General features: G+C 66.0%; 21 protein-coding genes and 1 riboswitch. Of the genes, 2 read left to right on the top strand and 19 right to left on the bottom strand.

What is annotated here, in order from left to right; genetic code table 11:
* The first annotated feature begins 125 nt into the window (after positions 1 to 125).
* The gene (locus NG698_RS08530; RefSeq protein WP_056345656.1) at positions 126 to 731 is read left to right on the top strand and encodes an ANTAR domain-containing response regulator; all 606 of its coding nucleotides are present in this window, start codon (positions 126 to 128) and stop codon (positions 729 to 731) included.
* Positions 732 to 848: 117 nt separating this feature from the next.
* On the opposite strand, the gene pyk is transcribed toward NG698_RS08530, so the two are convergent.
* From pyk to hisI, 11 genes are all read right to left on the bottom strand, one after another.
* Positions 849 to 2,333 carry a pyruvate kinase gene (gene pyk / locus NG698_RS08525; RefSeq protein ID WP_252600223.1) on the bottom strand — a complete coding sequence of 495 codons (1,485 nt, stop codon included), beginning with the start codon at positions 2,331 to 2,333 and terminating at the stop codon, positions 849 to 851.
* A 71-nt stretch (positions 2,334 to 2,404) separates the two neighbouring features.
* The gene (locus tag NG698_RS08520) at positions 2,405 to 3,862 is read right to left on the bottom strand and encodes a glutamate synthase subunit beta (protein ID WP_252600222.1); all 1,458 of its coding nucleotides are present in this window, start codon (positions 3,860 to 3,862) and stop codon (positions 2,405 to 2,407) included.
* Positions 3,855 to 8,465, bottom strand: coding sequence for a glutamate synthase large subunit (gltB, locus tag NG698_RS08515; RefSeq protein WP_252609190.1), 4,611 nt, complete (start codon positions 8,463 to 8,465; stop codon positions 3,855 to 3,857). Before gltB ends, NG698_RS08520 begins: the two co-directional genes overlap by 8 nt.
* 263 nt (positions 8,466 to 8,728) lie before the next feature.
* Complete coding sequence (gene lgt, locus NG698_RS08510) at positions 8,729 to 9,883, bottom strand: prolipoprotein diacylglyceryl transferase (RefSeq protein WP_252609189.1); 1,155 nt, start codon at positions 9,881 to 9,883, stop codon at positions 8,729 to 8,731.
* Between the two features lie 5 nt (positions 9,884 to 9,888).
* Positions 9,889 to 10,695, bottom strand: coding sequence for a tryptophan synthase subunit alpha (trpA, locus tag NG698_RS08505; RefSeq protein WP_056345641.1), 807 nt, complete (start codon positions 10,693 to 10,695; stop codon positions 9,889 to 9,891).
* A complete protein-coding gene (trpB, locus tag NG698_RS08500) occupies positions 10,695 to 12,101 on the bottom strand; it encodes a tryptophan synthase subunit beta (protein ID WP_252600219.1) in 1,407 nt (468 codons plus the stop codon). Before trpB ends, trpA begins: the two co-directional genes overlap by 1 nt.
* Before the next feature lie 75 nt (positions 12,102 to 12,176).
* A complete protein-coding gene (trpC, locus tag NG698_RS08495) occupies positions 12,177 to 12,998 on the bottom strand; it encodes an indole-3-glycerol phosphate synthase TrpC (protein ID WP_252600218.1) in 822 nt (273 codons plus the stop codon).
* On the bottom strand, positions 12,998 to 13,285 hold the full coding sequence (locus tag NG698_RS08490) for an HGxxPAAW family protein (RefSeq protein ID WP_252600217.1): 288 nt from the start codon (positions 13,283 to 13,285) through the stop codon (positions 12,998 to 13,000). Before NG698_RS08490 ends, trpC begins: the two co-directional genes overlap by 1 nt.
* Before the next feature lie 118 nt (positions 13,286 to 13,403).
* A complete protein-coding gene (locus NG698_RS08485) occupies positions 13,404 to 14,006 on the bottom strand; it encodes a Trp biosynthesis-associated membrane protein (RefSeq protein ID WP_252600216.1) in 603 nt (200 codons plus the stop codon).
* A complete protein-coding gene (locus tag NG698_RS08480; RefSeq protein WP_252609186.1) occupies positions 14,003 to 15,604 on the bottom strand; it encodes an anthranilate synthase component I in 1,602 nt (533 codons plus the stop codon). The genes NG698_RS08485 and NG698_RS08480 overlap by 4 nt, the downstream gene beginning before the upstream one ends.
* Positions 15,605 to 15,728: 124 nt before the next feature.
* Complete coding sequence (gene hisI / locus NG698_RS08475) at positions 15,729 to 16,136, bottom strand: phosphoribosyl-AMP cyclohydrolase (protein WP_252600214.1); 408 nt, start codon at positions 16,134 to 16,136, stop codon at positions 15,729 to 15,731.
* Positions 16,137 to 16,271: 135 nt separating this feature from the next.
* Here hisI and NG698_RS08470 point away from each other — a divergent pair, with 135 nt between their 5' ends.
* The gene (locus NG698_RS08470) at positions 16,272 to 16,916 is read left to right on the top strand and encodes a TIGR03085 family metal-binding protein (RefSeq protein WP_058932697.1); all 645 of its coding nucleotides are present in this window, start codon (positions 16,272 to 16,274) and stop codon (positions 16,914 to 16,916) included.
* A 110-nt stretch (positions 16,917 to 17,026) separates the two neighbouring features.
* Here NG698_RS08470 and hisF read toward each other — a convergent pair whose 3' ends face one another.
* From hisF to ribD, 8 genes are all read right to left on the bottom strand, one after another.
* Positions 17,027 to 17,803: an imidazole glycerol phosphate synthase subunit HisF gene (gene hisF, locus NG698_RS08465; RefSeq protein WP_252609184.1), complete on the bottom strand. Its 777-nt coding sequence runs from the start codon at positions 17,801 to 17,803 to the stop codon at positions 17,027 to 17,029.
* Between the two features lie 58 nt (positions 17,804 to 17,861).
* Positions 17,862 to 18,722: an ATP phosphoribosyltransferase gene (hisG, locus tag NG698_RS08460; protein ID WP_248761504.1), complete on the bottom strand. Its 861-nt coding sequence runs from the start codon at positions 18,720 to 18,722 to the stop codon at positions 17,862 to 17,864.
* A 94-nt stretch (positions 18,723 to 18,816) separates the two neighbouring features.
* Positions 18,817 to 19,080, bottom strand: a complete 264-nt coding sequence (locus NG698_RS08455; RefSeq protein WP_056345618.1) for a phosphoribosyl-ATP diphosphatase — start codon at positions 19,078 to 19,080, stop codon at positions 18,817 to 18,819.
* 104 nt (positions 19,081 to 19,184) lie between these two features.
* Positions 19,185 to 19,670 carry a 6,7-dimethyl-8-ribityllumazine synthase gene (ribH, locus tag NG698_RS08450; protein ID WP_252600213.1) on the bottom strand — a complete coding sequence of 162 codons (486 nt, stop codon included), beginning with the start codon at positions 19,668 to 19,670 and terminating at the stop codon, positions 19,185 to 19,187.
* Between the two features lie 17 nt (positions 19,671 to 19,687).
* Positions 19,688 to 20,419, bottom strand: a complete 732-nt coding sequence (ribA, locus tag NG698_RS08445) for a GTP cyclohydrolase II (RefSeq protein WP_252609206.1) — start codon at positions 20,417 to 20,419, stop codon at positions 19,688 to 19,690.
* Between the two features lie 10 nt (positions 20,420 to 20,429).
* The gene (ribB, locus tag NG698_RS08440; RefSeq protein WP_252609182.1) at positions 20,430 to 21,146 is read right to left on the bottom strand and encodes a 3,4-dihydroxy-2-butanone-4-phosphate synthase; all 717 of its coding nucleotides are present in this window, start codon (positions 21,144 to 21,146) and stop codon (positions 20,430 to 20,432) included.
* Positions 21,143 to 21,778 carry a riboflavin synthase gene (locus NG698_RS08435; protein WP_252609180.1) on the bottom strand — a complete coding sequence of 212 codons (636 nt, stop codon included), beginning with the start codon at positions 21,776 to 21,778 and terminating at the stop codon, positions 21,143 to 21,145. Before NG698_RS08435 ends, ribB begins: the two co-directional genes overlap by 4 nt.
* Positions 21,778 to 22,896, bottom strand: coding sequence for a bifunctional diaminohydroxyphosphoribosylaminopyrimidine deaminase/5-amino-6-(5-phosphoribosylamino)uracil reductase RibD (gene ribD, locus NG698_RS08430; protein WP_252600210.1), 1,119 nt, complete (start codon positions 22,894 to 22,896; stop codon positions 21,778 to 21,780). Before ribD ends, NG698_RS08435 begins: the two co-directional genes overlap by 1 nt.
* A gap of 174 nt (positions 22,897 to 23,070) precedes the next feature.
* Positions 23,071 to 23,224, bottom strand: a riboswitch (FMN riboswitch).
* Positions 23,225 to 23,234 lie beyond the last annotated feature (10 nt).

Raw genomic sequence — 23,234 nt, 5'->3', positions numbered from 1 at the left:
ACATGCAGATAGGCTGAATTCCAGAATCGCGCCGCTGACGCCGCAATAGACCATGCAGATCAAACTACGGCCGCGGGCGCACCTAAGATGGTGATGTTCCCGCCGTACCTTTCCAAGGAGATCCCGTGACTGAACAAACGGAGTCAAAACCCACGTCCCAGCCGGCGCGCCGCGTCATTGTGGCCGAGGATGAAACCCTCATCCGACTCGACATCATCGAGATCCTGCGCGGCGAAGGCTATGACGTGGTGGGCGAAGCAGACAACGGCGAGAAGGCCGTGCAGCTCGCCGAGGAACTCAAGCCGGACCTCGTCCTGATGGACGTCAAGATGCCGATTATGGATGGCATCACCGCAGCCGAGAAGATCGTCAAGGCCCGCATCGCCCCCGTGGTCCTTTTGACGGCTTTCAGCCAGAAGGAACTTGTGGAGCGCGCCCGCGATGCCGGCGCCATGGCCTACGTGGTCAAGCCCTTCACCCCGGCCGACCTCATCCCGGCCCTGGAAATTGCGCTCTCCCGCCACGAGGAAATCAAGGCCCTCGAAAGCGAAGTATCGGACCTGCAGGAGCAGTTCGCCACCCGCAAGCTCGTCGAGCGCGCCAAGAGCCTGCTGACCACCAAGATGGGCCTGACGGAGCCGGAGGCTTTCCGCTGGATCCAGAAGACCTCCATGGACCGCCGCCTCAGCATGCGCGAGGTTGCCGAAACCATTATCAACCAGGTCAACTAAAAGATTCTGGATTGAGCCTGTCGGGATTTCGACAAGCTCAATCACCGGACAAGCACAATCACCGGAGCAAAGAAAAGGACCCCTGCCAAACTGGCAGGGGTCCTTCCTTTTAGGTTGCTATGCCGTTGGCCAGGGGCCGAGCTTCTCCCTGGGGGCACCTTCGCCGGCGTCGCCCAGGCTGCCGGCGTCTGCAAAGTCGCCCACCCTGTGCGCCTTCAGCGAGTTGGTGGAACCAGCCTTTCCGGGAGGGGACCCGGCGGCAATGATCACCAGGTCACCGTCTTCGACGAGTTTCATTTCGAGCAGGCTGCGGTCAACCTGCGCGGTCATCTCGTCAGTATGGCCCACCATGGGAACCAGCACCGGCTGGATGCCCCAGGTCAGCGCCAGCTGGTTCCACACGTGCTCCAACGGAGTGAACGCGAATACCGGCCTGATGGGGCGCAGACGCGACAGGCGGCGCGCGGAGTCGCCGGACTGGGTGAATGTACAGATGTACTTTGCATCCAGCTGGTCGGCGATTTCGACGGCGGCGCGGGTGATGGCGCCGCCACGGGTCTTGGGCTTGGTGCCCAGCGGCGGAACGCGTTCCAGGCCGTGGACCTCGGTGGATTCGATGATCCTGGCCATGACCTTGACGGTTTCGATCGGGTACTTGCCCACGCTGGTCTCGCCGGAGAGCATAACGGCGTCTGCACCGTCGAGCACGGCGTTGGCGCAGTCGGAGGCCTCTGCACGGGTGGGGCGCGGGTTGTCGATCATGGATTCGAGGACCTGCGTGGCCACGATGACCGGCTTCGCCCAGCGGCGTGCCAGTTCGATGGCGCGCTTCTGCACGATCGGCACTTCCTCGAGCGGAAGTTCCACCCCGAGGTCGCCACGGGCCACCATGATGGCGTCAAAGGCGTCAATGATCTCGTGGAGCTGGTCCACTGCCTGCGGCTTTTCGATCTTGGCGATGACCGGCACACGGCGGCCTTCTTCGTCCATGATCTCGTGCACACGGGTGATGTCCGAGGCGTCGCGAACGAACGACAGTGCAACCATGTCAACACCGCGGCGCATGGCCCAGCGGAGATCGTCCTCATCTTTTTCACTCAGCGCCGGCACGTTGACCGCAACGCCGGGAAGGTTGATGCCCTTGTTGTTGGACACCATCCCGCCGACGGTTACCTCTGTAACGACTTTGACGTCGTCGACCTCGATCGCCCGCAGGGCCACCTTGCCGTCGTCGATCAGCAGGGCATCCCCCACGTTGACGTCCTCGGTGAGGCTCTTCAGCGTGGTGGAGCAGATCTCCTTGGTGCCCGGAACGTCTTCGGTGGTGATGGTGAAGATGTCACCCTCGGCGAGGGCGTGCGGGCCGTCCACGAAGCGCCCAAGACGGATCTTGGGGCCCTGCAGGTCAGCCATAATGGCCACAGGCTTGCTCAGCTGGGCTGCTGCCTTGCGGACATTCTCGTAGGTGTTGTCATGCACGGTGTAGTCACCGTGACTCATGTTCATCCGGGCAACATCCACACCGGCTTCCAACACCGCGAGGGTGTTCTCAAAGCTGGCAATTGCCGGGCCAAAAGTGGCCACAATCTTAGCGCGTCTCATATACCTACCCTAGTAGCGTCCTGCATTGGTTAAGTTGTTGTGGAGGTTAATCCGCGGCGAACTGACGGCTGTCAGAGAACCGCGATGGCCCGGTCCGTCGGAGCCACCGGCGCCGGCAGGATGGTGCTGCCCATGAGGAACTTGTCCACGGCGGCCGCACAGGCCCGGCCCTCAGCGATGGCCCATACGATAAGCGACTGCCCGCGTCCGGCGTCGCCGGCCACGAAGATGCCCTCCGTGTTGGTCATGTAGTACCCGTCGCGGGTCACGTTGCCGCGCCCGTCGAATTCGGCGCTGACCTGCTCGGTGATGCCAGCAGGCTCGGCTCCGGTGAAGCCCAGCGACAGGAAGACCAGGTCCGCCGGGATGATCCGTTCGGTGCCGGCCTTCGGGAGCCGCTTACCGTCAACGAATTCCGTTTCGGCAACCTTGACGCCGGTAAGCTTGCCGTTCTCGCCGACAAACTCCACGGTGGAGGCGAGGTACGTGCGTTCGCCGCCTTCCTCGTGGGCGCTGGCCATTTCGAACAGGGTGGGGAACGTGGGCCAGGGCTGGTGCCCGGCGCGTTCGGCCGGCGGCTGTTTGCCGATGGCCAGGGTGGTCACGGATGCGGCTCCATGGCGGTGCGCAGTACCGAGGCAGTCAGCACCGGTATCGCCGCCGCCCAGGATCACCACGTGCTTGCCCTTGGCGTGGATCTGGTTCTCCACCGTCTCCCCCGCGACAACGCGGTTGGCCGGCACCAGGTAATCCATGGCAAAGTGCACGCCTTCGAAGTCACGGCCCGGGATGGGCAGGTCCCGCGGGACGGTGGCGCCGGTGGCAACCACGACGGCGTCGTAGCGGCGTCGCAGCTGCTCCCACGTCACGTCGGTACCCACAGCGACGCCGGTGCGGAAGCGGGTGCCTTCCGCCTTCATCTGCTCAACGCGGCGGTCCACCTGCTCCTTTTCCATCTTGAAGTCGGGGATGCCGTAGCGGAGGAGGCCGCCGATCTTGTCGTCACGCTCGTACACCGCAACGGTGTGCCCCACCCGGGTCAGCTGCTGCGCCACGGCCAGGCCGGCAGGCCCGGAGCCGACGACGGCAACGGTCTTTCCGGTCAGTCGCGTCGGAGGCAGCGGGTTAACCCAGCCGTTTTCGAACGCTTCGTCGATGATGGACACTTCAACCTGCTTGATGGTGACCGCAGGCTGGTTGATCCCCAGCACACAGGACGCCTCACACGGCGCCGGGCAAAGCCGGCCGGTCCACTCGGGGAAGTTGTTGGTGGCGTGCAGCCGCTCAATCGCTTCCTCGCCCTTGTCCCGCCAGGTGAGATCGTTCCACTCGGGGATGAGGTTGCCCAGCGGGCAGCCCTGGTGGCAGAACGGCACGCCGCAGTCCATGCAGCGGCCGGCCTGGGCCTTCAGGACACCCTTTTCCTGGGCCTCATAGACTTCCTTCCAGTCCATGATGCGGACCGGAACGGGGCGGCGCGGCTGGGTTTCACGCTGGCGTACTTTAAGAAATCCGCGTGGATCAGCCACCGGTCACCTCCAGGATTCGAGCCCATACTTCTTCGCCATCAGGGTCAAGGCCCTCTTCAATGGCGTCCAGACGGGTTTGCAGGACTGCCGCGTAATCGCGCGGCAGCACTTTGGTAATGCGGGCAGCAGTATCGTCGAAGTTCTCCAGCAACCGCGCCGCGTGGAGCGATTCCGTTTCCTCGACATGCTTCACCAGCAGGCCGTGGACAATGTCCCTGTCTTCGGCGTCGAGTTCAACGAGCTGGAGTTCGCCGGACTGCAGGGCGTCCTTGTTGACCTGGGTGGTCTGCAGGTCCAGCACGTAGGCGGTACCGCCGGACATTCCGGCGCCGAAGTTGCGTCCGGTGCGGCCGATGATCAGCGTCTGCCCGCCGGTCATGTACTCGCAGCCGTGGTCGCCGATGCCTTCGACAACTGCGGTGGCTCCGGAGTTGCGGACCATGAAGCGTTCGCCCACCTGGCCGCGCAGGAACATCTCGCCGCTGGTGGCACCGTAGCCGATCACGTTGCCGGCAATGACGTTGCTTTCGGCCTTGAACACGTTGGTGCGGTCCGGCCGGACGATGATCCGCCCGCCGGAAAGGCCCTTGCCCACGTAGTCGTTCGAGTCACCGAAGAGGCGCAGCGTGATGCCGGCGGGCAGGAAGGCGCCCAGCGACTGTCCCGCGGTACCGGTCAGGGTGATGTCGATGGTGTCCGGCGCCAGCACGTCCGTGCTGAACGTCTTGGTCACCGTGTGGCCAAGCATGGTGCCCACGGAGCGGTCCGTGTTAATCACGTCCACCGCGATCTTCACGGGGCTGCGGTCAGTCAGCGCTTCCGTGGCCATGGTGATCAGCCGCTGGTCAAAGTGCTTGTCCAGTTCGTGGTTCTGCGAGGTCATGTTGCGCAGCGGAGCGTCGTCGTCGAACTCGAGTCCGTGCAGGATCGGGTCCAGGTCCAGGCCGTCGGCCTTCCAGTGGTTGATCGCTTCGCGGGCATCCAGCACCTCGGCGTGGCCGATCGCCTCCTCGATGCTCCGGAAGCCGAGTTCCGCGAGGATCTCGCGGACTTCCTCGGCCAGGAATTCGAAGAAGTTGACCACAAATTCGGGCTTGCCGGTGAAGCGGGCCCGCAGTTCGGGGTTCTGCGTTGCGACGCCCACCGGGCAGGTATCCAGGTGGCAGACGCGCATCATGATGCAGCCTTCCACCACCAGAGGGGCGGTGGCGAAACCGAATTCCTCGCCGCCGAGCAGCGCGGCGATAACGACGTCGCGGCCGGTCTTGAGCTGGCCGTCCACCTGGACCACTACACGGTCGCGCAGGCCGTTGAGCATCAGCGTCTGCTGCGTCTCCGCGAGCCCCAGCTCCCACGGCACACCCGCATGCTTGAGCGAGTTCAGCGGGGACGCGCCGGTCCCTCCGTCGTGGCCGGAGACCAGTACGACGTCGGCCTTCGCTTTGGTGACACCCGACGCCACAGTGCCGATCCCCACTTCGGAGACGAGCTTGACGTGCACACGGGCCGAGGGGTTGGCGCGCTTCGCATCATAGATGAGCTGCGCGAGGTCCTCGATCGAGTAGATGTCGTGGTGCGGGGGCGGTGAAATCAGGCCGACGCCGGGCGTCGAGTGGCGCGTCCGGGCAACCCATGGGTACACCTTCTGCGCCATCAGCTGGCCGCCCTCGCCGGGCTTGGCACCCTGGGCCATCTTGATCTGGATGTCGTCAGCGTTGGTCAGGTACAGGCTGGTGACGCCGAACCGGCCCGACGCGATTTGCTTGACGGCAGAACGGCGCTTCGGGTCCAGCAGGCGGTCCACGTCCTCGCCGCCTTCACCGGTGTTGGACTTCCCGCCCAACTGGTTCATGGCGATCGCGAGGGTCTCGTGGGCTTCCTTGGAGATGGACCCGTAGCTCATGGCGCCGGTGGAGAAACGCTTCACAACGCTGGAGACGGGCTCCACTTCCTCCAACGGAACAGCGGGACGGTCGTTCTTGAACTTGAGCAGCCCGCGCAGGGTCATCAGGTTCTCGGACTGGTCATCCACGCCCTTGGTGTACGCCTTGAAAATGTCGTAGCGGCGCTCACGCGTGGCGTGCTGGAGGCGGAAGACGGTCTCCGGGTTGAACAGGTGCGGCTCGCCGTCGCGGCGCCACTGGTACTCGCCGCCGCCCAGGAGCGGGCGGTGCGGCAATTCGATGCCGCCTTCCGGGTAGGCCATCTGGTGCCGCGCCGAAACTTCGGCGGCGATAACGTCCAGGCCCACGCCGCCCAGCTGGGAGTGCGTGCCGGCGAAGAACTCGTCCACCAGTTCCTGTCCGAGGCCCAGGGCCTCGAACGTCTGCGCACCGGTGTAGGACGCAACAGTGGAGATGCCCATCTTGGACATGATCTTCAGGACGCCCTTGCCGAGGCCCTTGATCAGGTTGTAGACGCCGTCCTGCGGGGTAACCCCAACAACGTCACCGGCGGTGATCAGCTGCTCCACGGATTCCATGGCCAGGTACGGGTTCACGGCGGAGGCGCCGTAGCCGATCAGGACAGCCACGTGGTGCGTCTCGCGGACGTCGCCGGCCTCGACCACCAGGGCGGTCTTGGTGCGGTTGGCGCTGCGCAGCAGGTGATGGTGCACGGCGCTGACCAGGAGCAGCGAAGGAATCGGCGCCCACTGCGCGTTCGAGTCACGGTCGGACAGCACAACGTACTGCACGCCGCGGTTGATCGCGCCGGACACCTGCTCGCAGATCTCGGTGAGCCGGGCACGCAGGGCGTTCTCGCCACCTTCGGGGCGGTAGAGGCCACGGACCTTCATGGCCACGCGGTCGCCGTCGGGCGTTTCGATGTTGGCGATCTTGGCGAGCTGGTCGTTGTTGATCACGGGAAACGGCAGCATGACCTGCGGCTGGCGGACCTGCTTGGTGTCCAAGAGGTTGCCGTTCGGGCCGATGGCGCACGTCAGCGACGTGACCAGCTCTTCACGGATGGCGTCCAGCGGCGGGTTGGTGACCTGCGCGAAGGACTGCACAAAGTAGTCAAAGAGCAGCCGGGGACGCTTGGAGAGCACTGCAATCGGGGTGTCGGAGCCCATGGCACCCAGCGGCTCGGCGCCGGTGCGGGCCATCGGGCCGAGCAGGATCTTGAGCTCTTCGGTGGTGTACCCGAAGGTCCGCTGGCGGATGTTGACGGACGCGGCGGTGTGAACCACGTGTTCGCGCTCGGGGAGGTCCTTGAGGTCGATCAGGTTGTCCTTGACCCACTCGGCCCAAGGGTTCGCGGCAGCGACCTCGGCTTTGACCTCTTCGTCGTCGATGATGCGGCCGGCGTCGGTGTCCACGAGGAACATTTTGCCCGGGGAAACCCGGCCCTTCTTGACCACCTTGGAGGGTTCGACGTCGATCACGCCCACCTCGGACGCGAAGATGATCAGCCCGTCTTCGGTGATCCAGTAGCGTCCGGGGCGCAGGCCGTTGCGGTCCAGGGTGGCGCCGACGAGGTTGCCGTCGGTGAAGGAGACGGCCGCGGGGCCGTCCCACGGTTCCATGAGCAGGGAGTGGTATTCGTAGAACGCCCGCCGTGCCGGATCCATGGTGGCGTGGTTTTCCCAGGCCTCGGGGATCATCATCATGATCGAGTGCGTGATGGGGCGGCCGGAGAGCCACAGCAGCTCGGCGACTTCGTCGAAGGACGCGGAGTCTGACGCGCCGGGGGTGCAGATGGGGTACAGCTCTTCCGGGGAGTCACCCAGCAGTGGGTTGGCGAGCTGGGACTGACGGGCGCGCATCCAGTTCCGGTTGCCCTTGACGGTGTTGATTTCACCGTTGTGGGCGATGGTGCGGAACGGCTGGGCCAGCGGCCAGGACGGGAACGTGTTGGTGGAGAAGCGCGAGTGGACGATCGCCAGCTTGGTCTTGAAACGCTTGTCCGAGAGATCGGGGTAGAACGGCTCCAGCTGGGCCGTGGTGAGCATGCCCTTGTAGACGATGGTGCGCGAGGACAGTGACGGGAAGTACACGCCGAACTTGTTCTGGGCACGCTTGCGGATCCGCCAGGCGCGTGAGTCGAGCTCGTTGCGGTCCAGTTCCTCGCCGGTTGCCGAGGCAAGGAAGGGCTGTGAGAAGTAGGGCATGCAGGCGCGGGCCATGGCGCCCACGAGGTCTGCGACGATGGGCACTTCTCGCCAGCCGAGCACGGTCAGGCCTTCATCGGCGGCAAGACCTTCAATGCCGGCCTTGGCGGCGTCGGCTTCGCGCTGCTCGGCAGGCAGGAAGGCGGTACCCGCAACAAACTGGCCCGGTGCGGGGAGTTCGAATTCTGTGACGGCGCGGAAGAACTCGTCCGGGATCTGCATCAGCAGGCCGGCGCCGTCACCGGTTCCCTCGTCGGCACCCACAGCACCGCGGTGCTCCAGGTTGCGGAGCGCGGTCAGCGCGGCGTCGACAATGTCGTAGCCGGGCTCGCCGCGGAGCGTGGCGATGATCGCCAGGCCACAGGCGTCTTTTTCGTTCTCTGGGTTGTACAGACCCCGGGCCTCGGGCAGCGCGGCAAAGCGCTTGAACGGGGAGACGGGGCCCTGCGATCCTATTTTTTCGGACCAACGTGGGCTATGAAGATGGGTCATTGAAGACGTCCTTCCTCGAGATCGTGCGTATGGAAGGGACACCGTTGGCCCGCCTTGTAAGCGCCGATGTGATGGGCACAACAAAGTGTTATTTACTGGAAATTGTAGGCCAGACCGGCCTGCTGAACGAAGAGTTACGCAGGCCCGTGACCCGGACTTGACCGGCCAGCTGCTGTCTGCTGGCCGGATGGGCCCTGTTGCCACGACGCTGTGGTATGTGGGCGCTCCGAGTGTTGACTCTGCTACCCTGCCGTGCTGGCGTCCTACTTGTTCGTGCCAGCCTCCGGCGCGGATTCCGTTGCCTTGTGGCGGGAACTTCCGGTTACCGGCGACTCCGTTACGGGCTTGTCGCCGTCCCGGAATGCCGGTTCCTCTTCCGTTGGGGTGGAAGGGATCCGGGCACCATTTTGGTTATGTGGGAGACTATCACGCGATTCACTATCCGAGACAGAAGAGTCCGCATCGCGGACCGGTGCCTCTTCTTCCCCCGCAGCGTCCACGTCCTCGACTGCTGCCGGCTCGCGGCCCGCCAGGAAGGGAGTGTCCGGTTCCGGGCGGCCCTTCAATCCCAGGAGGACGAACACGATGAGTGCTGCCACAAAGACAAAGATGCTGGTCCAGACGTTGAGCCTGGTGGTGATCCCGAACAGGTTGATCTGTTCGGCGTCGTCGATCCGCATCGCTTCGATCCAGACCCGGCCCAGGGTGTAGTACATGGCGTAGAGCCAGAAGAGCCGGGCACGGCGGAAGTGGAATCGGCGGTCGAGTGCAAGCAGGATGAGCACACCGGCGATGTTCCAGAGTGACTCATAAAGAAACGTGGGGTGGAAAAGGGTATCCACCGGCACTCCGGCCGGGAAGTTGGGATTATCCGCATCAATCTGCAGGCCCCAAGGCAGGATGGTGGGCCCGCCGAAGAGTTCCTGGTTGAAGTAGTTTCCCCAGCGGCCAACGGCCTGGGCCAGCAGCAGTCCGGGCGCCGCGGCGTCCAGGAAGGCGGTGAGTTTCACGCCGGACCGGCGGCAGCCGATCCAGGCGCCCAGGACGCCCAGAACCACGGCACCCCAGATGCCCAGTCCGCCACGCTGGATCTGCGGGATGAGCCACAGGTCCCCGGTCCCGTCGAAGCCGGGCCCGAAGTAGGCGTCCGGGGACGAAACCACGTGGTAGAGCCGGCCGCCGATGATGCCGAAGGGAATCGCCCAGATGACGATGTCCCAGACGCTGCCTTCGGGCGCGCCGCGGCGGGCCCACCTGACGGACGTGAGCCACAGGCCCACGATGATCCCGGCGAGGATGCACAGGGCATAGGCGTGGATCCGCAGAGTCCCCCACGGCAGCGGGATGTCGAAGCCGGACCAGTCCGGGCTGGGGATGCTGGCCGGCACCAGGGCGGCGGCCTGAAGGAGGATCTGCATGGTGGTTAGGCTTCTTCCCTGACGAGTCCGGCGCTCAGGTCCCGGGTGAGGTCGGCGACGGCGGGGACTCCCCCGTCACGGATGGCGGCAACAAGCGCGGTGCCAACGATGACACCGTCTGCGTATGCTGCGATCTCGCGGACGTGGCTGGCGTTGGAGACACCGAGTCCCACGCAGACGCGTTCGGCGCCGGCGGCGTGCGTGTCGGCCACGAGCTTCTCCGCGCTGCTGCTGACGGCCTGGCGGGTCCCCGTCACGCCCATGATGGAGACGGCATACACAAAGCCGCGGCTTGCCTTGACCGTCATGGCCAGGCGCTCCGGGGTGGAGGACGGCGCCACGAGGAACACGCGGTCCAGTCCGTACTTGTCCGAGGCGGCGAACCATTCCGATGCTTCGTCCGGGATGAGGTCAGGCGTGATGAGCCCTGCTCCCCCGGCCTCGGCCAGCCGGCGCGAGAACTCGTCCACACCCATCCGGACCACGGGATTCCAATAGGTCATCACCAGCACGGCGACGTCGGTGGCTGCCGTGATGCCGGCGACAACGTCAAAGACGCTCTCGACCCGGAATCCGTTGGCGATCGCCTCGGTGGTAGCGGCCTGGATGACCGGGCCGTCCATAACAGGATCCGAGTACGGAATGCCGATTTCGATCAGGTCGGCACCGTTCTTCGCCATGGCAATGCCGGCGTCGATAGTGGCCTGGACGTCCGGGTACCCGGCAGGCAGGTAGCACACGAGCGCTGAGCGCCCGGCGTCCCGCGCACGGTCGATGGCGGCGGCGGACTTGCTGGCCGTCTGTTCAGTCATCAGTTCTGGTCCTCGTTGTTGTCCGCAGCATTGGTGGCAGTAGCAGCTGTGGCGGGAACGGCTTCAGTTTCCGCCCTGTCGGCAGGGCCCTTGGGCTTGCGGGTGGACAGGTTGGTGCCCTTGACCTTGCCCTCCTCGTCGAGCATGTCAAACCATTCCGCGGCGGTCTCAACGTCCTTGTCGCCGCGGCCGGAAAGGTTCACAATGACCACCGTTTCGGACGGGTCGGCACTGCCTTCGGTGAGGCGCTTCCCAACCTTGATGGCACCCGCGAGGGCGTGTGAGGATTCGATGGCGGGGATGATCCCCTCCGTCCGGCAGAGCAGTTTGAACGCGTCCATTGCTTCGCTGTCGGTGATGGGCTCATAGCTGACGCGTCCGATGTCGGCCAGGTAGGCGTGCTCCGGGCCAACGCCCGGGTAGTCCAGGCCTGCGGAAATCGAGTGCGACTCGATGGTCTGCCCGTCGTCGTCCTGCATGAGGTAGGAACGTGCGCCGTGCAGGACGCCCGGCTTGCCAAGGGTGATGGTGGCTGCGTGCCGGCCGGTTTCCACGCCGTCGCCGCCGGCTTCAAAGCCGTAGATCTTCACGGACGGATCATCCAGGAATCCGTGGAAGATGCCGATCGCGTTCGAACCGCCGCCGATGCAGGCGCAGACGGCGTCGGGCAGTTTGCCGGTCTGCTCCAGGATCTGGGCGCGGGCTTCCTCGCCGATGACCTCGTGGAAGAAGCGGACCATGGCCGGGAACGGGTGCGCCCCGGCAGCGGTGCCCAATAGGTAGTGCGTGTTGTCGACGTTGCTGACCCAGTCCCGGAGGGCGTCGTTGATGGCGTCCTTGAGGGTCTGGGAACCATTCACCACGGGCACCACGGTGGCGCCGAGCAGCTGCATCCGGGCGACATTCAGTGCCTGCCGGCGACAGTCTTCGGCGCCCATGTAGACAACGCATTCCAGGCCGAGGAGCGCGGCGGCGGTGGCGCTGGCAACGCCGTGCTGCCCGGCGCCGGTCTCGGCGATCACGCGGGTTTTGCCCATGCGCTTGGCCAGCAGGGCCTGGCCCAGGACGTTGTTGATCTTGTGGGATCCGGTGTGGTTGAGGTCCTCGCGCTTGAGGAAAATCCGGGCGCCGCCGGCGTGCTCGGAGAACCGCTTGGCTTCGGTCAGCAGCGAGGGACGGCCGGAGTAGTTCTTGTTCAGATCGGAGAGCTGGGCCAGGAATTCGGGATCTGCCTTGGCCTTTTCAAAGGTGTCTTCGAGCTCGTCCAGGGCGGCGATCAGCGATTCAGGCATCCAACGCCCGCCGTAGCCGCCGAAGTATGGCCCCGGGGCGTGCTTGAGGGAGCCGCCCTGCAGGAAAGCGTCCGCAGCGTTGTTGTCAGCGTTTTCTGAGGGTGCGTCAACCATCAGTCTCACCGTCCTGTTCAAGTTGGTCGTTCGGAAGTGTTGTGCCGCCGGCGCCAGGCCCGGCGGGTGCCCGGACTAGGCCCGGGCGGCGATGGCGGCAGCGCCGGCCGCCGTGAATTCGGCGATCCGCTCACGCGGCGTTGCGTCGCTGACCAGTGCCTCGCCCACCAGGATGGCGTTGGCGCCGTTGGCGGCGTAATGCGTCACGTCGTCCACGCCGCGCACACCGGATTCGGCGATGACCAGTGCTTGGGTCGGAATCAGTCCGGCGAGGGAGGCGAAAACTGAACGGTCGACGTCGAGCGTCTTCAGGTTGCGCACGTTGACGCCGATGATGCGCGCCTCAGCCGCCACTGCACGTTCGATCTCCTCTTCGGTGTGCGTCTCCACAAGCACGTTCATGCCGAGTTCGCGGCTGAGGGCGCTGAACTCCCGGAGCTGGCTGTCGGAGAGCGACGCCACGATGAGCAGGATCAGGTCCGCGCCGTGGGCGCGGGCCTCCCAGATCTGGTACTCATCGAGGGTGAAATCCTTGCGGAGCAGCGGAACGTCCACGCGGGCACGGACGGCGTCCAGGTCCGCGAGGGAGCCGTTGAAGCGCCGCTGTTCGGTGAGGACGCTGATCACGGCTGCGCCGCCGTCGGCATACTGCTCTGCCAGCGCTGCCGGATCCACGATGCTGGCGAGGTCGCCCTTGGACGGGCTGCGCCGCTTGATTTCCGCGATGACCTTGAACTGGTCCCGCTGCACCGCGGTGCCGCCGAGGGCCGACCAGGCGTCCCGGGCGGGTGCCGCCGCCGCGGCCAGGTCCTTCAGTTCCGCCAGCGAAACGAGGCGCTTCCTGGCCTCCATATCCTCCCAGACACCGGCATTGATGTCGTCGAGAACAGTCGCCATCAGTGGCCGGAGCTCTTCAGCTTGCTGCCTTCGACGCCGTAGCCCGCCTTGCGCATGATGTAGCCAAGGACTAGGCCGAGGACCATCACGGCTGCGCCGGCGATGAAGATGGGGGTGTTGGCGATGACAAAGGCGATGGACGCGATGAGGGCGCCGACCAGCATAACGATCACGCAGGTCCAGGCCGCCGGGCTGTTGCCGTGGCCAAGTTCCTGGCTGTGGTCAACGACGCCGGGGGCAACGGTCCGGGTGCCTGATTTCGATACGGAAGCGGGTGCTTTGCTCATGTGAATCTCCTCGGGATGAATACTGCTTACATTCTGCCATTTTTTGGCCGTGACCTGCCCATCGGCAGACCGGGCTCAGGTTTTAGCGGGCTGCTCGGGTTTGGCTGCGAGCGGGGGTTCAGGTGGGATCGTCGCCGCGCGAGAGCCGGTCCCAGCTGTCGATCTCGTCCACGGGACCGGTGGCGGCCGCCGTACTGCCGGCGGGCCCCCCGTATGTGGCTGCGTCATATTTGGTCCGCGACTTCCAGTGCCGGCCAGCGGGGATGATCAGCAACGCCGCCAGCGCCAGCAGGGCACCGGCGACGACGGCGAGGACCGGGAATGCGGTAGCAGCCACTTCCGCGTTCCCGCCGGTGACCCCGGTGGCAGCGGCGATGGAGCCCTGCGCGGCGCCCAGCGGGTCAGCCAGCACCGTGGCGGCCGCGGCAATGATGCCCACGGAGGCCAACAAGATGATGGCGGTGATGACCCACCGCGCGAACTTTCCGGCGATGGACGCTGCCAGTCCGCCCGCCAGGGCCACCAAGGCCAGGGCTGTCACCGTGGTGGCGGCCTTGCTGCCCTGGACCGGAAGGGTGTTCTGGTCCCCTGCCGCCTGGCCCACCTGATTGGCGTCCAGGGTGACGGTGATCCAGGTCTGGGTGGTGGTCCCGAAGACGGCCAGCGCAAGGACGGCGATCAGCAGTACCAGTGTGGACTTCCTGGCCCAGGCCGCCGTCATTCGGCGGCCTGGCTTTCCCCGGCGGTGCCGGCGTCGCTGATGTGAGAGGTGCCGGGGAGCGATTCCGCCGCGATGTTGTGCAGCGATCCGGCGGTGTGTACGGCCCGGAGCGGAGCGGCCGCCTTGTTCACGGTCTCCAAGGCTTCTGTGGGGTTCACCGAGTCCGCCACGATGCCTCCCCCGGCCTGGACGTAGGCGCGGCCTTCGCGGAGAAGGGCCGAGCGGATGGCAATGGCCATGTCCATGTCGCCGGCAAAGTCGAGGTAACCCACCACGCCGCCGTAGATGCCGCGGCGGTGGGGTTCAAGCTCGTCCAGCAGGCGCAGAGCCCGGGGCTTCGGGGCACCGGACAGAGTGCCCGCGGGGAAGGTCGCCTTCAGGACGTCGTAGGCGTTGGCGTCCGGGGACAGCTTGCCCACCACGGTGGAGACCAGATGCATGATGTGGCTGAACCGCTCCACCTCCATGAACTGCGTGACGTCCACGGTTCCCGCCACGCAGACCTTGGACAGGTCGTTGCGGGAGAGGTCCACGAGCATCAGGTGTTCGGCACGTTCCTTCTGGTCGGCCAGCAGCTCCTCGGCGAGGGCTTTGTCTCCCTCCACCGTCTTGCCGCGGGGCCGCGAACCGGCAATGGGGTGGGTGATGACTTCTTCGCCGGTCACCGTCACCAGGGCCTCGGGCGAGGACCCAACGATCGAGTACTCCCGGCCGTCGGCGTCCTCGAGGCTGAAGATGTACATGTACGGACTGGGGTTGGTGTTGCGCAGGACGCGGTACACGTCCAGGGGTGAGGCGCCGCACTCCATTTCGAAGCGGCGTGAAATCACCACCTGAAACACTTCACCGTCCACGATGGCTTCCTTGCCGCGGTCAAGGGCGGCCAGGTAGGAGGGTTCGTCCCACCGTTCCTCGACGCTGGAGGCGAAATCCAGGGCGGCGGGTTCCAGCACGGAAACCGGCTGGGCCACTGGTGTGCTGATCGTGGTCAGGAGGGCCTTGACCCGGGCCACGGCATCTTCCCAGGCCTCGTCCACGCGGTCGTTGCTGCCATCGAAGTTGATGGCGTTGGCGATCAGCAGCACCGTGCCGTCATGGTTGTCGTGCACGGCCATGTCCGTCACCAGGTTCAGCGCCATCTCGGGCAGGTGGAGATCATCCTCCGGCGGGCTGGTCAGCCGTTCCCAGTGGCGGACCGTCTCCCAGCCCAGGAAGCCGACTAGGCCGGAGGTGAACGGCGGCAGTCCGTCAAACCTGCTGGTCCGCAGTGCTTCGATGGTGTCGCGGATGGCATCCACGGGATTGCCGTCCAGGGGCACGCCGGCAGGGGGCTGGCCCAGCCAGTGCGCCTGGCCGTCCTTGGTGGTCAGGGTTGCCCGGGACTTCGCGCCAATAAAGGAGTACCGCGACCACGTGCCGCCCACCGCCGCGGACTCCATCAGGAACGTGCCGGGCTCGCCCTGGGCCAGCTTCCGGTAGAGGCCGATAGGGGTCTCCGCGTCCGCCAGCACTTTGAGCGTGACGGGGATGACCCGGCTGCTGCCGGCGAGTTCGCGGAACTCCTCGAGGCCCGGGCTGATGATTCCAAGGTCCTGCATGGCTATGCTTCGCCGCCTGTTCTTGTGTTTCGCCTCGTGAATGTCGCCGGGTGTGGAACGGCGCCAGTCTTATGCTGCCAAAAGTGTGTGTCTGCGGGCAGGTCTTCCGCCCAAGGGCCGTGGGTCAGAGTGCCTCGCCGGTCTGGACATCCAGGTCCCTGCCGTCGAAGCAGGTCCGGGTGCCGGTGTGGCACGCCGCGCCGACCTGGTCCACGCGGATCAGGAGCGCATCGCCGTCGCAGTCCAGGGCAACCGACTTGACCCACTGGACGTGGCCGGAGGTGTCCCCCTTGCGCCAGTATTCCTGGCGGGAACGGGAGTAGAAGGTGACCCGGCCGCTGGTCATGGTGCGGTGCAGGGCTTCATCGTCCATCCAGCCCAGCATCAGCACTTCGTGGGTGTCGAACTGCTGGACCACCGCTGCAACCAGCCCGGCGCCGTCGCGCTTCAGCGCGGCCGCAACAGTGTGCGGAAGCGGGCTTGTGGTAGGGGCCGGGACTATTACGGGGGCGGAGGCGGGCTGTTCAGACATCAGACCAAGTCTAGTGCCTCATCAGCGGCCCCTAATATGCACCAACGGGCATACAAACAGTGTGTGAACAAGGGCACCTATCGGCTGGCGGTTCTGCTGCCCAACTTCCCTGCTCTCGTGCTAGTTTCACAAGTGATGCATTTCGTCGAACCGTCCCGAGAAGTCCTGGCCGAAACCCTGCTGGCGGCCGGCCCTGATGCCCCCACCCTCTGTAGAGGCTGGCGCACCAGGGACCTTGCCGCGCACCTTTACCTTCGCGAACGCAAGGCTGCCGTAGGGCTTGGCCTCATCATCAAGCGCCTGTCCAAGGCTTCGGACAAGGCCACCGCCAAGCTCGCGGCGAAGCTGAAAACCGCTGACGACTACACCGGCCTCGTGAACACCTTCCGTGGTGGCCCGCCGGCTTTGTCCCCCATGAACATCAAGGCATTGGACGAGAGCTCCAACCTGATCGAATATTTCGTCCACACCGAGGACATCCGCCGGGCTGTGGACCGCTGGGCGCCGCGCGCCCTCGACGAGGCCTACTCGGACGCCCTCTGGGACGAACTGATCAAGCGGGCAGCCATCCTTTACCGTGGCGTCGACCTTGGCATTGTGCTGGTGCGCCCGTCCGGGCCGCGGCACGTCGCCAAGCGGGCACCGGTTTCGGTGGCGATCGTTGGTGAGCCGGGTGAACTGCTGATGCACGCCCACGGCCGGACCCGCCACGCCCTGGTCACCTTCGAAGGCCAGCCGGACGCCGTCGCCCTGCTCCAGTCGGCTGAAGTCGGCCTCTAGGTTTCGACAAGCTAAACCACCGGAATCGGTGATCGAGCCTGGGCCCACGCCCGCCGGGTTCCCTGTTCGAGCTTGCGAGAATAGGGGGCGGGTGGGGAGCGAGATCCCACTTAGCGGACTTCGAAGCCTGCGTCGCGGATAGCCTGCTTGACCTGGGACATCATGTTGTCCGGGCCCCAGTGGAAGATCGACGCTGCCAACACGGCGTCCGCTCCGGCGGCGACGGCCGGCGGGAAGTGGGCCGGTTCGCCGGCCCCGCCTGAGGCGATGATCGGCACTTTCACGGCTGCCCGGACGAGCCGGATCAGTTCCAGGTCGAAGCCGTCCTTGGTGCCGTCGGCGTCGATGGAGTTGAGCAGGATTTCCCCGATACCGCGGTCGGCAGCTTCCCTGGCCCACTCGATGGCGTCGATCCCTGTACCAGTGCGGCCGCCGTGGGTGGTCACTTCAAAGCCCGACGGCGTGAGCTGGGACCCGGGGCGGGTCCGGCGGGCGTCCACGGACAGGACCAGCACCTGCGAACCGAAATGCCGGCTGATTTCGTTGATGACGTCCGGCCGGGCAACGGCGGCCGTGTTGATGGAAGCCTTGTCCGCGCCGAAACGCAGGAGCTTGTCCACCTCGGCAACACCGCGGACACCGCCGCCCACGGTCAGCGGGATGAAGACCTCCTCGGCCGTGCGGCGGACCACGTCGAAGGTGGTTTCGCGGTTGCCTGAGGACGCCGTGACATCGAGGAACGTCAGCTCGTCGGCGCCCGCATTGTCGTACCGGTGCGCCAGCTCCACCGGGTCACCCGCGTCGCGGAGCCCCTCGAAGTTGATGCCCTTCACAACGCGCCCGGCGTCGACGTCGAGGCAGGGGATGACTCGTACAGCTACAGCCATGGGGACTCCTGGAATTCTCGGGTGGGTTCTGCGGCGCGGCGTGAAGCGGGCGGGATGCTCAGATACGGCAGGCGTGGATGCTGCTGACCAGGATGGCGCGGGCGCCGAGGTCGTAGAGCTCATCCATGATCCGGTTGGTTTCCTTCTTCGGAACCATGGACCGGACGGCCACCCAGTCGGAGTCGCGCAGCGGTGAGACGGTGGGTGATTCCAGGCCGGGAGTCAGTGCGGCGGCCTGTTCCACGAGTTCCTTGCGGATGTCGTAGTCCATGAGCACGTACTGGCGTGCCACGAGGACGCCCTGCAGGCGGCGGATCAGGACTTCAATCTCCTTGGCGGTGCCGTTCGCGGCTCCGCCTTCGCCCGTGCGGCGGATCAGGACCGCTTCCGATTTGAGGATCGGCTCGCCGAAGATTTCCATCCCGGCGGCCTTGAGGGTGTTGCCCGTTTCCACGACGTCGGCGATGGCATCAGCTACGCCGAGGCGTACTGAAGACTCCACGGCGCCGTCGAGCCGGACCACCTTGGCGTTGATGCCCCGCTCGGCGAGGTAGCCGCGGAGCAGTCCGTCGTAGCTGGTGGCGAGGCGTTTTCCTTCAAGCTCTTCTGCTGTGGCGAAGTCGCCCACCGGTCCGGCGAAGCGGAACGTGGACGCAGCGAAGCCCAGGGGCAGCAGTTCCTCGGCTTCCACCTCGGCGTCCAGCAGCAGGTCGCGGCCGGTGATGCCGACGTCGAGGGTTCCGCGTCCGACGTAGACAGCGATGTCGCGCGGGCGGAGGAAGAAGAACTCGATGTCGTTGTCCGGGTCCATCATGACCAGCTCGCGGGTGTCGCGGCGCTGGCGGTAGCCCGCTTCGGACAGCATGGCGGAGGCGGCTTCGGACAGGGAGCCCTTGTTGGGGACGGCTACTCGCAGCATGGGGGGTCTTTCTTGGTTAGGAGGTCTGTGGATCAGGCAAACGGGCCACGCAGGGCACGGGCCGGCAGTTGGTGACCGCCGCGTGCCGCAGTGGCTACAGATGCTTGTAGACGTCTTCCAGGGTCAGGCCTTTAGCGAGCATCAGAACCTGCAGGTGGTAGAGCAGCTGGGAGATTTCCTCGGCCGTGGCCTCATCGGATTCGTACTCAGCGGCCATCCACACTTCGGCTGCTTCCTCCACGACTTTCTTGCCAATGCCGTGGACTCCGGACTCCAATTCAGCGACGGTGCGGGAGCCTGCCGGGCGGGTGGCTGCCTTCTCACTCAGTTCAGCGAACAGCGTCTCGAAATTCTTCACGCCCTACAGCCTACTTGCTGCCGGCCCGGGGGCGCCTTTCGGGCCGCTGCATGACGGGCGCGATGTGAGCGAACACACACCGCCCCCCGGCAGCCCGCCCGCTGCTATGTGTACTGCTTGAGGAGGACAGCGGTGGCCAAGGCTGCCGTCACGGCTTCGTGGCCCTTGTCCTCGCTGGAGCCCGGCAGGCCCGCGCGGTCCAGTCCCTGCTGCTCCGTATCGCAGGTCAGCACGCCGAAGCCCACCGGCACGCCGGTGGAGACACTGACATCGGTCAGTCCCGACGTCGCGGCCTGGCAGACGTATTCAAAGTGCGGCGTGCCGCCACGGATCACGACGCCGAGTGCCACCACTGCGTCAAAGTGCCGTGCCAGCCGCGCGGCGGCGACGGGAAGCTCGAAGGCGCCCGGAACGCGCAGTACGGTGGGTTCGCTGATGCCCGCGTCCTTGGCGGCGCGCAGGGCACCGTCCAGGAGTCCGTCCATGATCTGGGTGTGCCAGCTGGCTGCCACGATGGCCAGCCGCAGCTGCGACGTTTCCGCCGGGTTGAGGGTGGTGAGGTCAATATCTGGTGCGCCGTGTCCGCTCATGCGTGAATCTGATCCGTTCAGTTTTGGTCGTGGTCGAAATCGTCGGCAGCGCCGCTTGGCACCGTGACAACGTGGGTGTCCAGCATCAGCCGGTGCTCCATGCGGTCCTTTTTGGTCTGCAGGTAGCGGATGTTCTGGTCACGGGACGGAACCTCGGTGGGCACCATTTCCACCACCTTCACACCGGCTTTGGCGAGCCTGTTCTTTTTGTCCGGGTTGTTGCTCAGGAGCCGGATCTCGTGGAGGCCCATCTCGGCCAGGATCTGGGCGGCCGCCTTGTAGCAGCGGGCGTCCACCGGCAGTCCCAGCTGCTCGTTGGCCTCCACGGTGTCAAAGCCCGCTTCCTGGAGGGCATAGGCCTTGATCTTGTTGGCCAGCCCGATCCCCCGGCCTTCCTGCCCGCGCAGGTACAGCAACGTGCCGCCGAACTCGTTGATCAGCTCCAGGGCATACGCCAGCTGTTCGCCGCAGTCACAACGGTAGGAGCTGAAGACGTCGCCGGTCAGGCACTCCGAATGTAGCCTGACCAGCGGGGCAACGCCCTCCCTGGGCGGGTTGGGCGAGCTCACGGCCAGGTGCTCGGCGCCCGTGACCAGGTCTGTCCACGCCTGGGTAATGAAATCGCCAAATGCCGTGGGCAGCTGCACAATGGGACCGCCGCTCACGGGGTGGTGGGCCCGGCCATTGCCGGCCGCCCCCCGGTGGTGGCCGTTCTGGTGGCTGTTGTCCGATACTCCGGAAGCCGTCATCATTACTCCTCTACTCCGCCCGGGCGTCCGGCCCGGTGTCACTGTCGGCGGGAGCCCCGGCCCCTGCTTCAAGGTAAGCCACCAGATCCTCAATCGAGATCAGGGGGCATCCATGTTCAGCGGCGAAACTCCGCAGCCCGTCGAGCCGCATCATTTCGCCGTCGTCGTGCACAACCTCGGCGATCACGCCCACTGGCTCCAGTCCGGCGAGCCGGCAGAGGTCCACGGCCGCTTCGGTGTGGCCGGGGCGTTCACGCACTCCTCCGTTAACTGCCCGGAGCGGGAAAATATGCCCGGGCCTGGTCACGGCCGCCGGTCCGGCGCCGGGGTCTGCGAGGACGCGGGCCGTGAGGGCCCGGTCCGTGGCGGAGATTCCGGTGCTGACACCCACCGCCGCGTCGCAGGAAACGGTGTACGCGGTGCCCTTCGCGTCCTCGTTCACTGCCACCATCGGCGGCAGTGCCAGGGCCTCGGCGCGCTCCCCGCTCAAGGGGACGCAGATGACGCCGGAGCTGTAGCGGATGGTCCATCCCATGAGGGCAGGGGTGGCATGCTGTGCGGCGAAGATGATGTCGCCTTCGTTTTCGCGGTCCTCGTTGTCCACCACCAGCACGGGCCGGCCGGCGGCCATGGCGCGGATGGCATCTTCCACGGGGTCAAGTCCGAAGGTTGCACTAGGCACCGGGCCGGCGGACGCGGCCGGCTCCAGCCGGACGGCGGCGTTCATCGCTTGCCCCCGGTGGTTGCGCCGGTGCTGAATGCCAGCAGGCGTTCGGTGTATTTGGCGAGCACGTCCACTTCAAGGTTGACCCTGCTGCCGGTCACCTTGGCCCCCAGGCCGGTCTCGGCCAAGGTGGTGGGGATCAGCCCCACTTCGAACCAGGGCTCCGGCTCCGCGGCGGGGCTGACCGCAGTGACGGTGAGCGAGACGCCGTCGATCGCTATGGAGCCCTTCTCCGCGATGTAGCGGGCGAGGTTGGCCGGCACACCGAACCGGAGGCGTTCCCAGTTGCCGAGCGCCTCGCGCTCCAGCAGCTGCCCGACGCCGTCGACGTGGCCCTGGACGACGTGGCCGTCCAGCCGGCCGCCGGCAGGGACACAGCGCTCAAGGTTCACCGAGTCACCGGCGGCAAGTTCGCCGATGGTGCTGCGGACGAGGGTTTCGCCCATCACATCAACGCTGAACTCTTTGCCCTCGATGGCGGTGGCCGTCAGGCAGACCCCGTTGACGGCGATGGACCCGCCCAGTCCGAGCCCTTCGGTAGTGCCGGGCGCCCGCAGGCGGAGCGTTGCGCTGGCATCGCCGTCCCGCTCCACGGACAGGACCTGTCCCTGTTCGGCAATAATTCCGGTAAACATCAGTAGCCTCCCATGGCTGGTTCCGCGGCAGCGCGGGATAGGTGTGGTTCAAGAGCTTCGGTTGGTACCGGACGGAGGTGCAGCCTCAGGTCCCGGCCCAGGGTCAGGACGGCGCCGCCGTCGGAGGGGTCCCAGTCCCAGTGCCGGGCATCCGCGAGCGTGGTGATTCCCAGTCCGTTGAGGGCGGGAGTTCCGGAGCCCAGCAGGGTGGGGGCAAGGTAGACAATGAGTTCGTCCACAAGGCCGGCGGCCAGGAATGAGCTGAGGATGCGTGAGCCGCCTTCCACCATGACGTGGCGGATTCCTTCCGCGTAGAGGAGCGAGAGCGCCTCCCGCGGATCCCGCGTGGGCAGGTGGAGCACGTTCCCGTCGTCACCGCGGACGGCGGCGTCGGCCGGGATGTCCCGCAGGCCCATCACGGCCCGCAGCGGTTGCTTGCCCGCTGTGGCTCCGGACGCATCGCGGGCTGTCAGCCGGGGATTGTCCACGAGCACGGTCTGCGTGCCGACGAGGATGGCGTCGATCCGCCGCCTCAGTCCGTGGTTGTCAGCGAGCGACTCCGGGGAGGAGATCCACTGGCTCGTTCCATCCTCAGCGGCGATCCGGCTGTCCAGGGTCTGCGCGATGTGCAGCGTCACGAACGGGCGCTGTGCGGCCACTCCCAGGAACCACTGACGGTTCAACTCGAACGATTGGCTGGCCGCGAGCCCGCTGCGGACGTGGACGCCCGCGTTCCGGAGGGTGGCTGCGCCGCCCGCCGCAGGGTCGTGCGGATCGTCGACGGCGTAGACCACGTCCGTGATTCCGGCACGAATGATCGCCTGGGTGCAGGGCCCCGTACGGCCGCTGTGGTCACAGGGTTCCAGCGTGATCACCATCGTGCAGCCGCTCAGGTCCAGCCCGGCGGCCTCAGCCTGGGCGATGGCGTCCGCTTCCGCGTGGGGTGTGCCGGCGCCGCGGTGATACCCGGTCACCAGCTGGCGGCCGGCAGCATCGATGACGACGGCGCCCACCAGCGGATTCGCTCCGCGCGGGCCCTGAAGGGCTGCTTCCAGCGCTGCGTCCATGGCGGCGGTTTCGGCGGCGCTGAACGCCGTGACGGTTTCGATCCGGGTCATGGGGCAGCCACCGGTTCGGCGGCTTCGGTTCCCGGACCATGGGAAATCCTGGCTTCAAAGAGCCATCGCAAGGGGTTCATGTGTGTTGTCGTTCCTTCCCTCTAGAACCGCGATGGCTCCGGGGGTATACGACAGCAGAAGACCGCAGCGCCAAAGGGCGCCGCAGATACAGCTGTACGTGCTTCTCTCATCCAGACTTTAACTGTCGGTACCGGAATTTCACCAGTTCAACCGTCCGCCGGTTCCTTCCCTGAAGGGGAAAGCGCCGGCTCGCGGGTCGCGGACTATCACCGCCGGTTCGGACTTACACCGACCCCGGAGCACGTATTGTGTGTTGC

The sequence above is a fragment of the Pseudarthrobacter raffinosi genome (assembly GCF_023913735.1).
Classification (GTDB): domain Bacteria; phylum Actinomycetota; class Actinomycetes; order Actinomycetales; family Micrococcaceae; genus Arthrobacter; species Arthrobacter raffinosi.
This window is presented reverse-complemented; position numbering and strand designations above follow the sequence as displayed.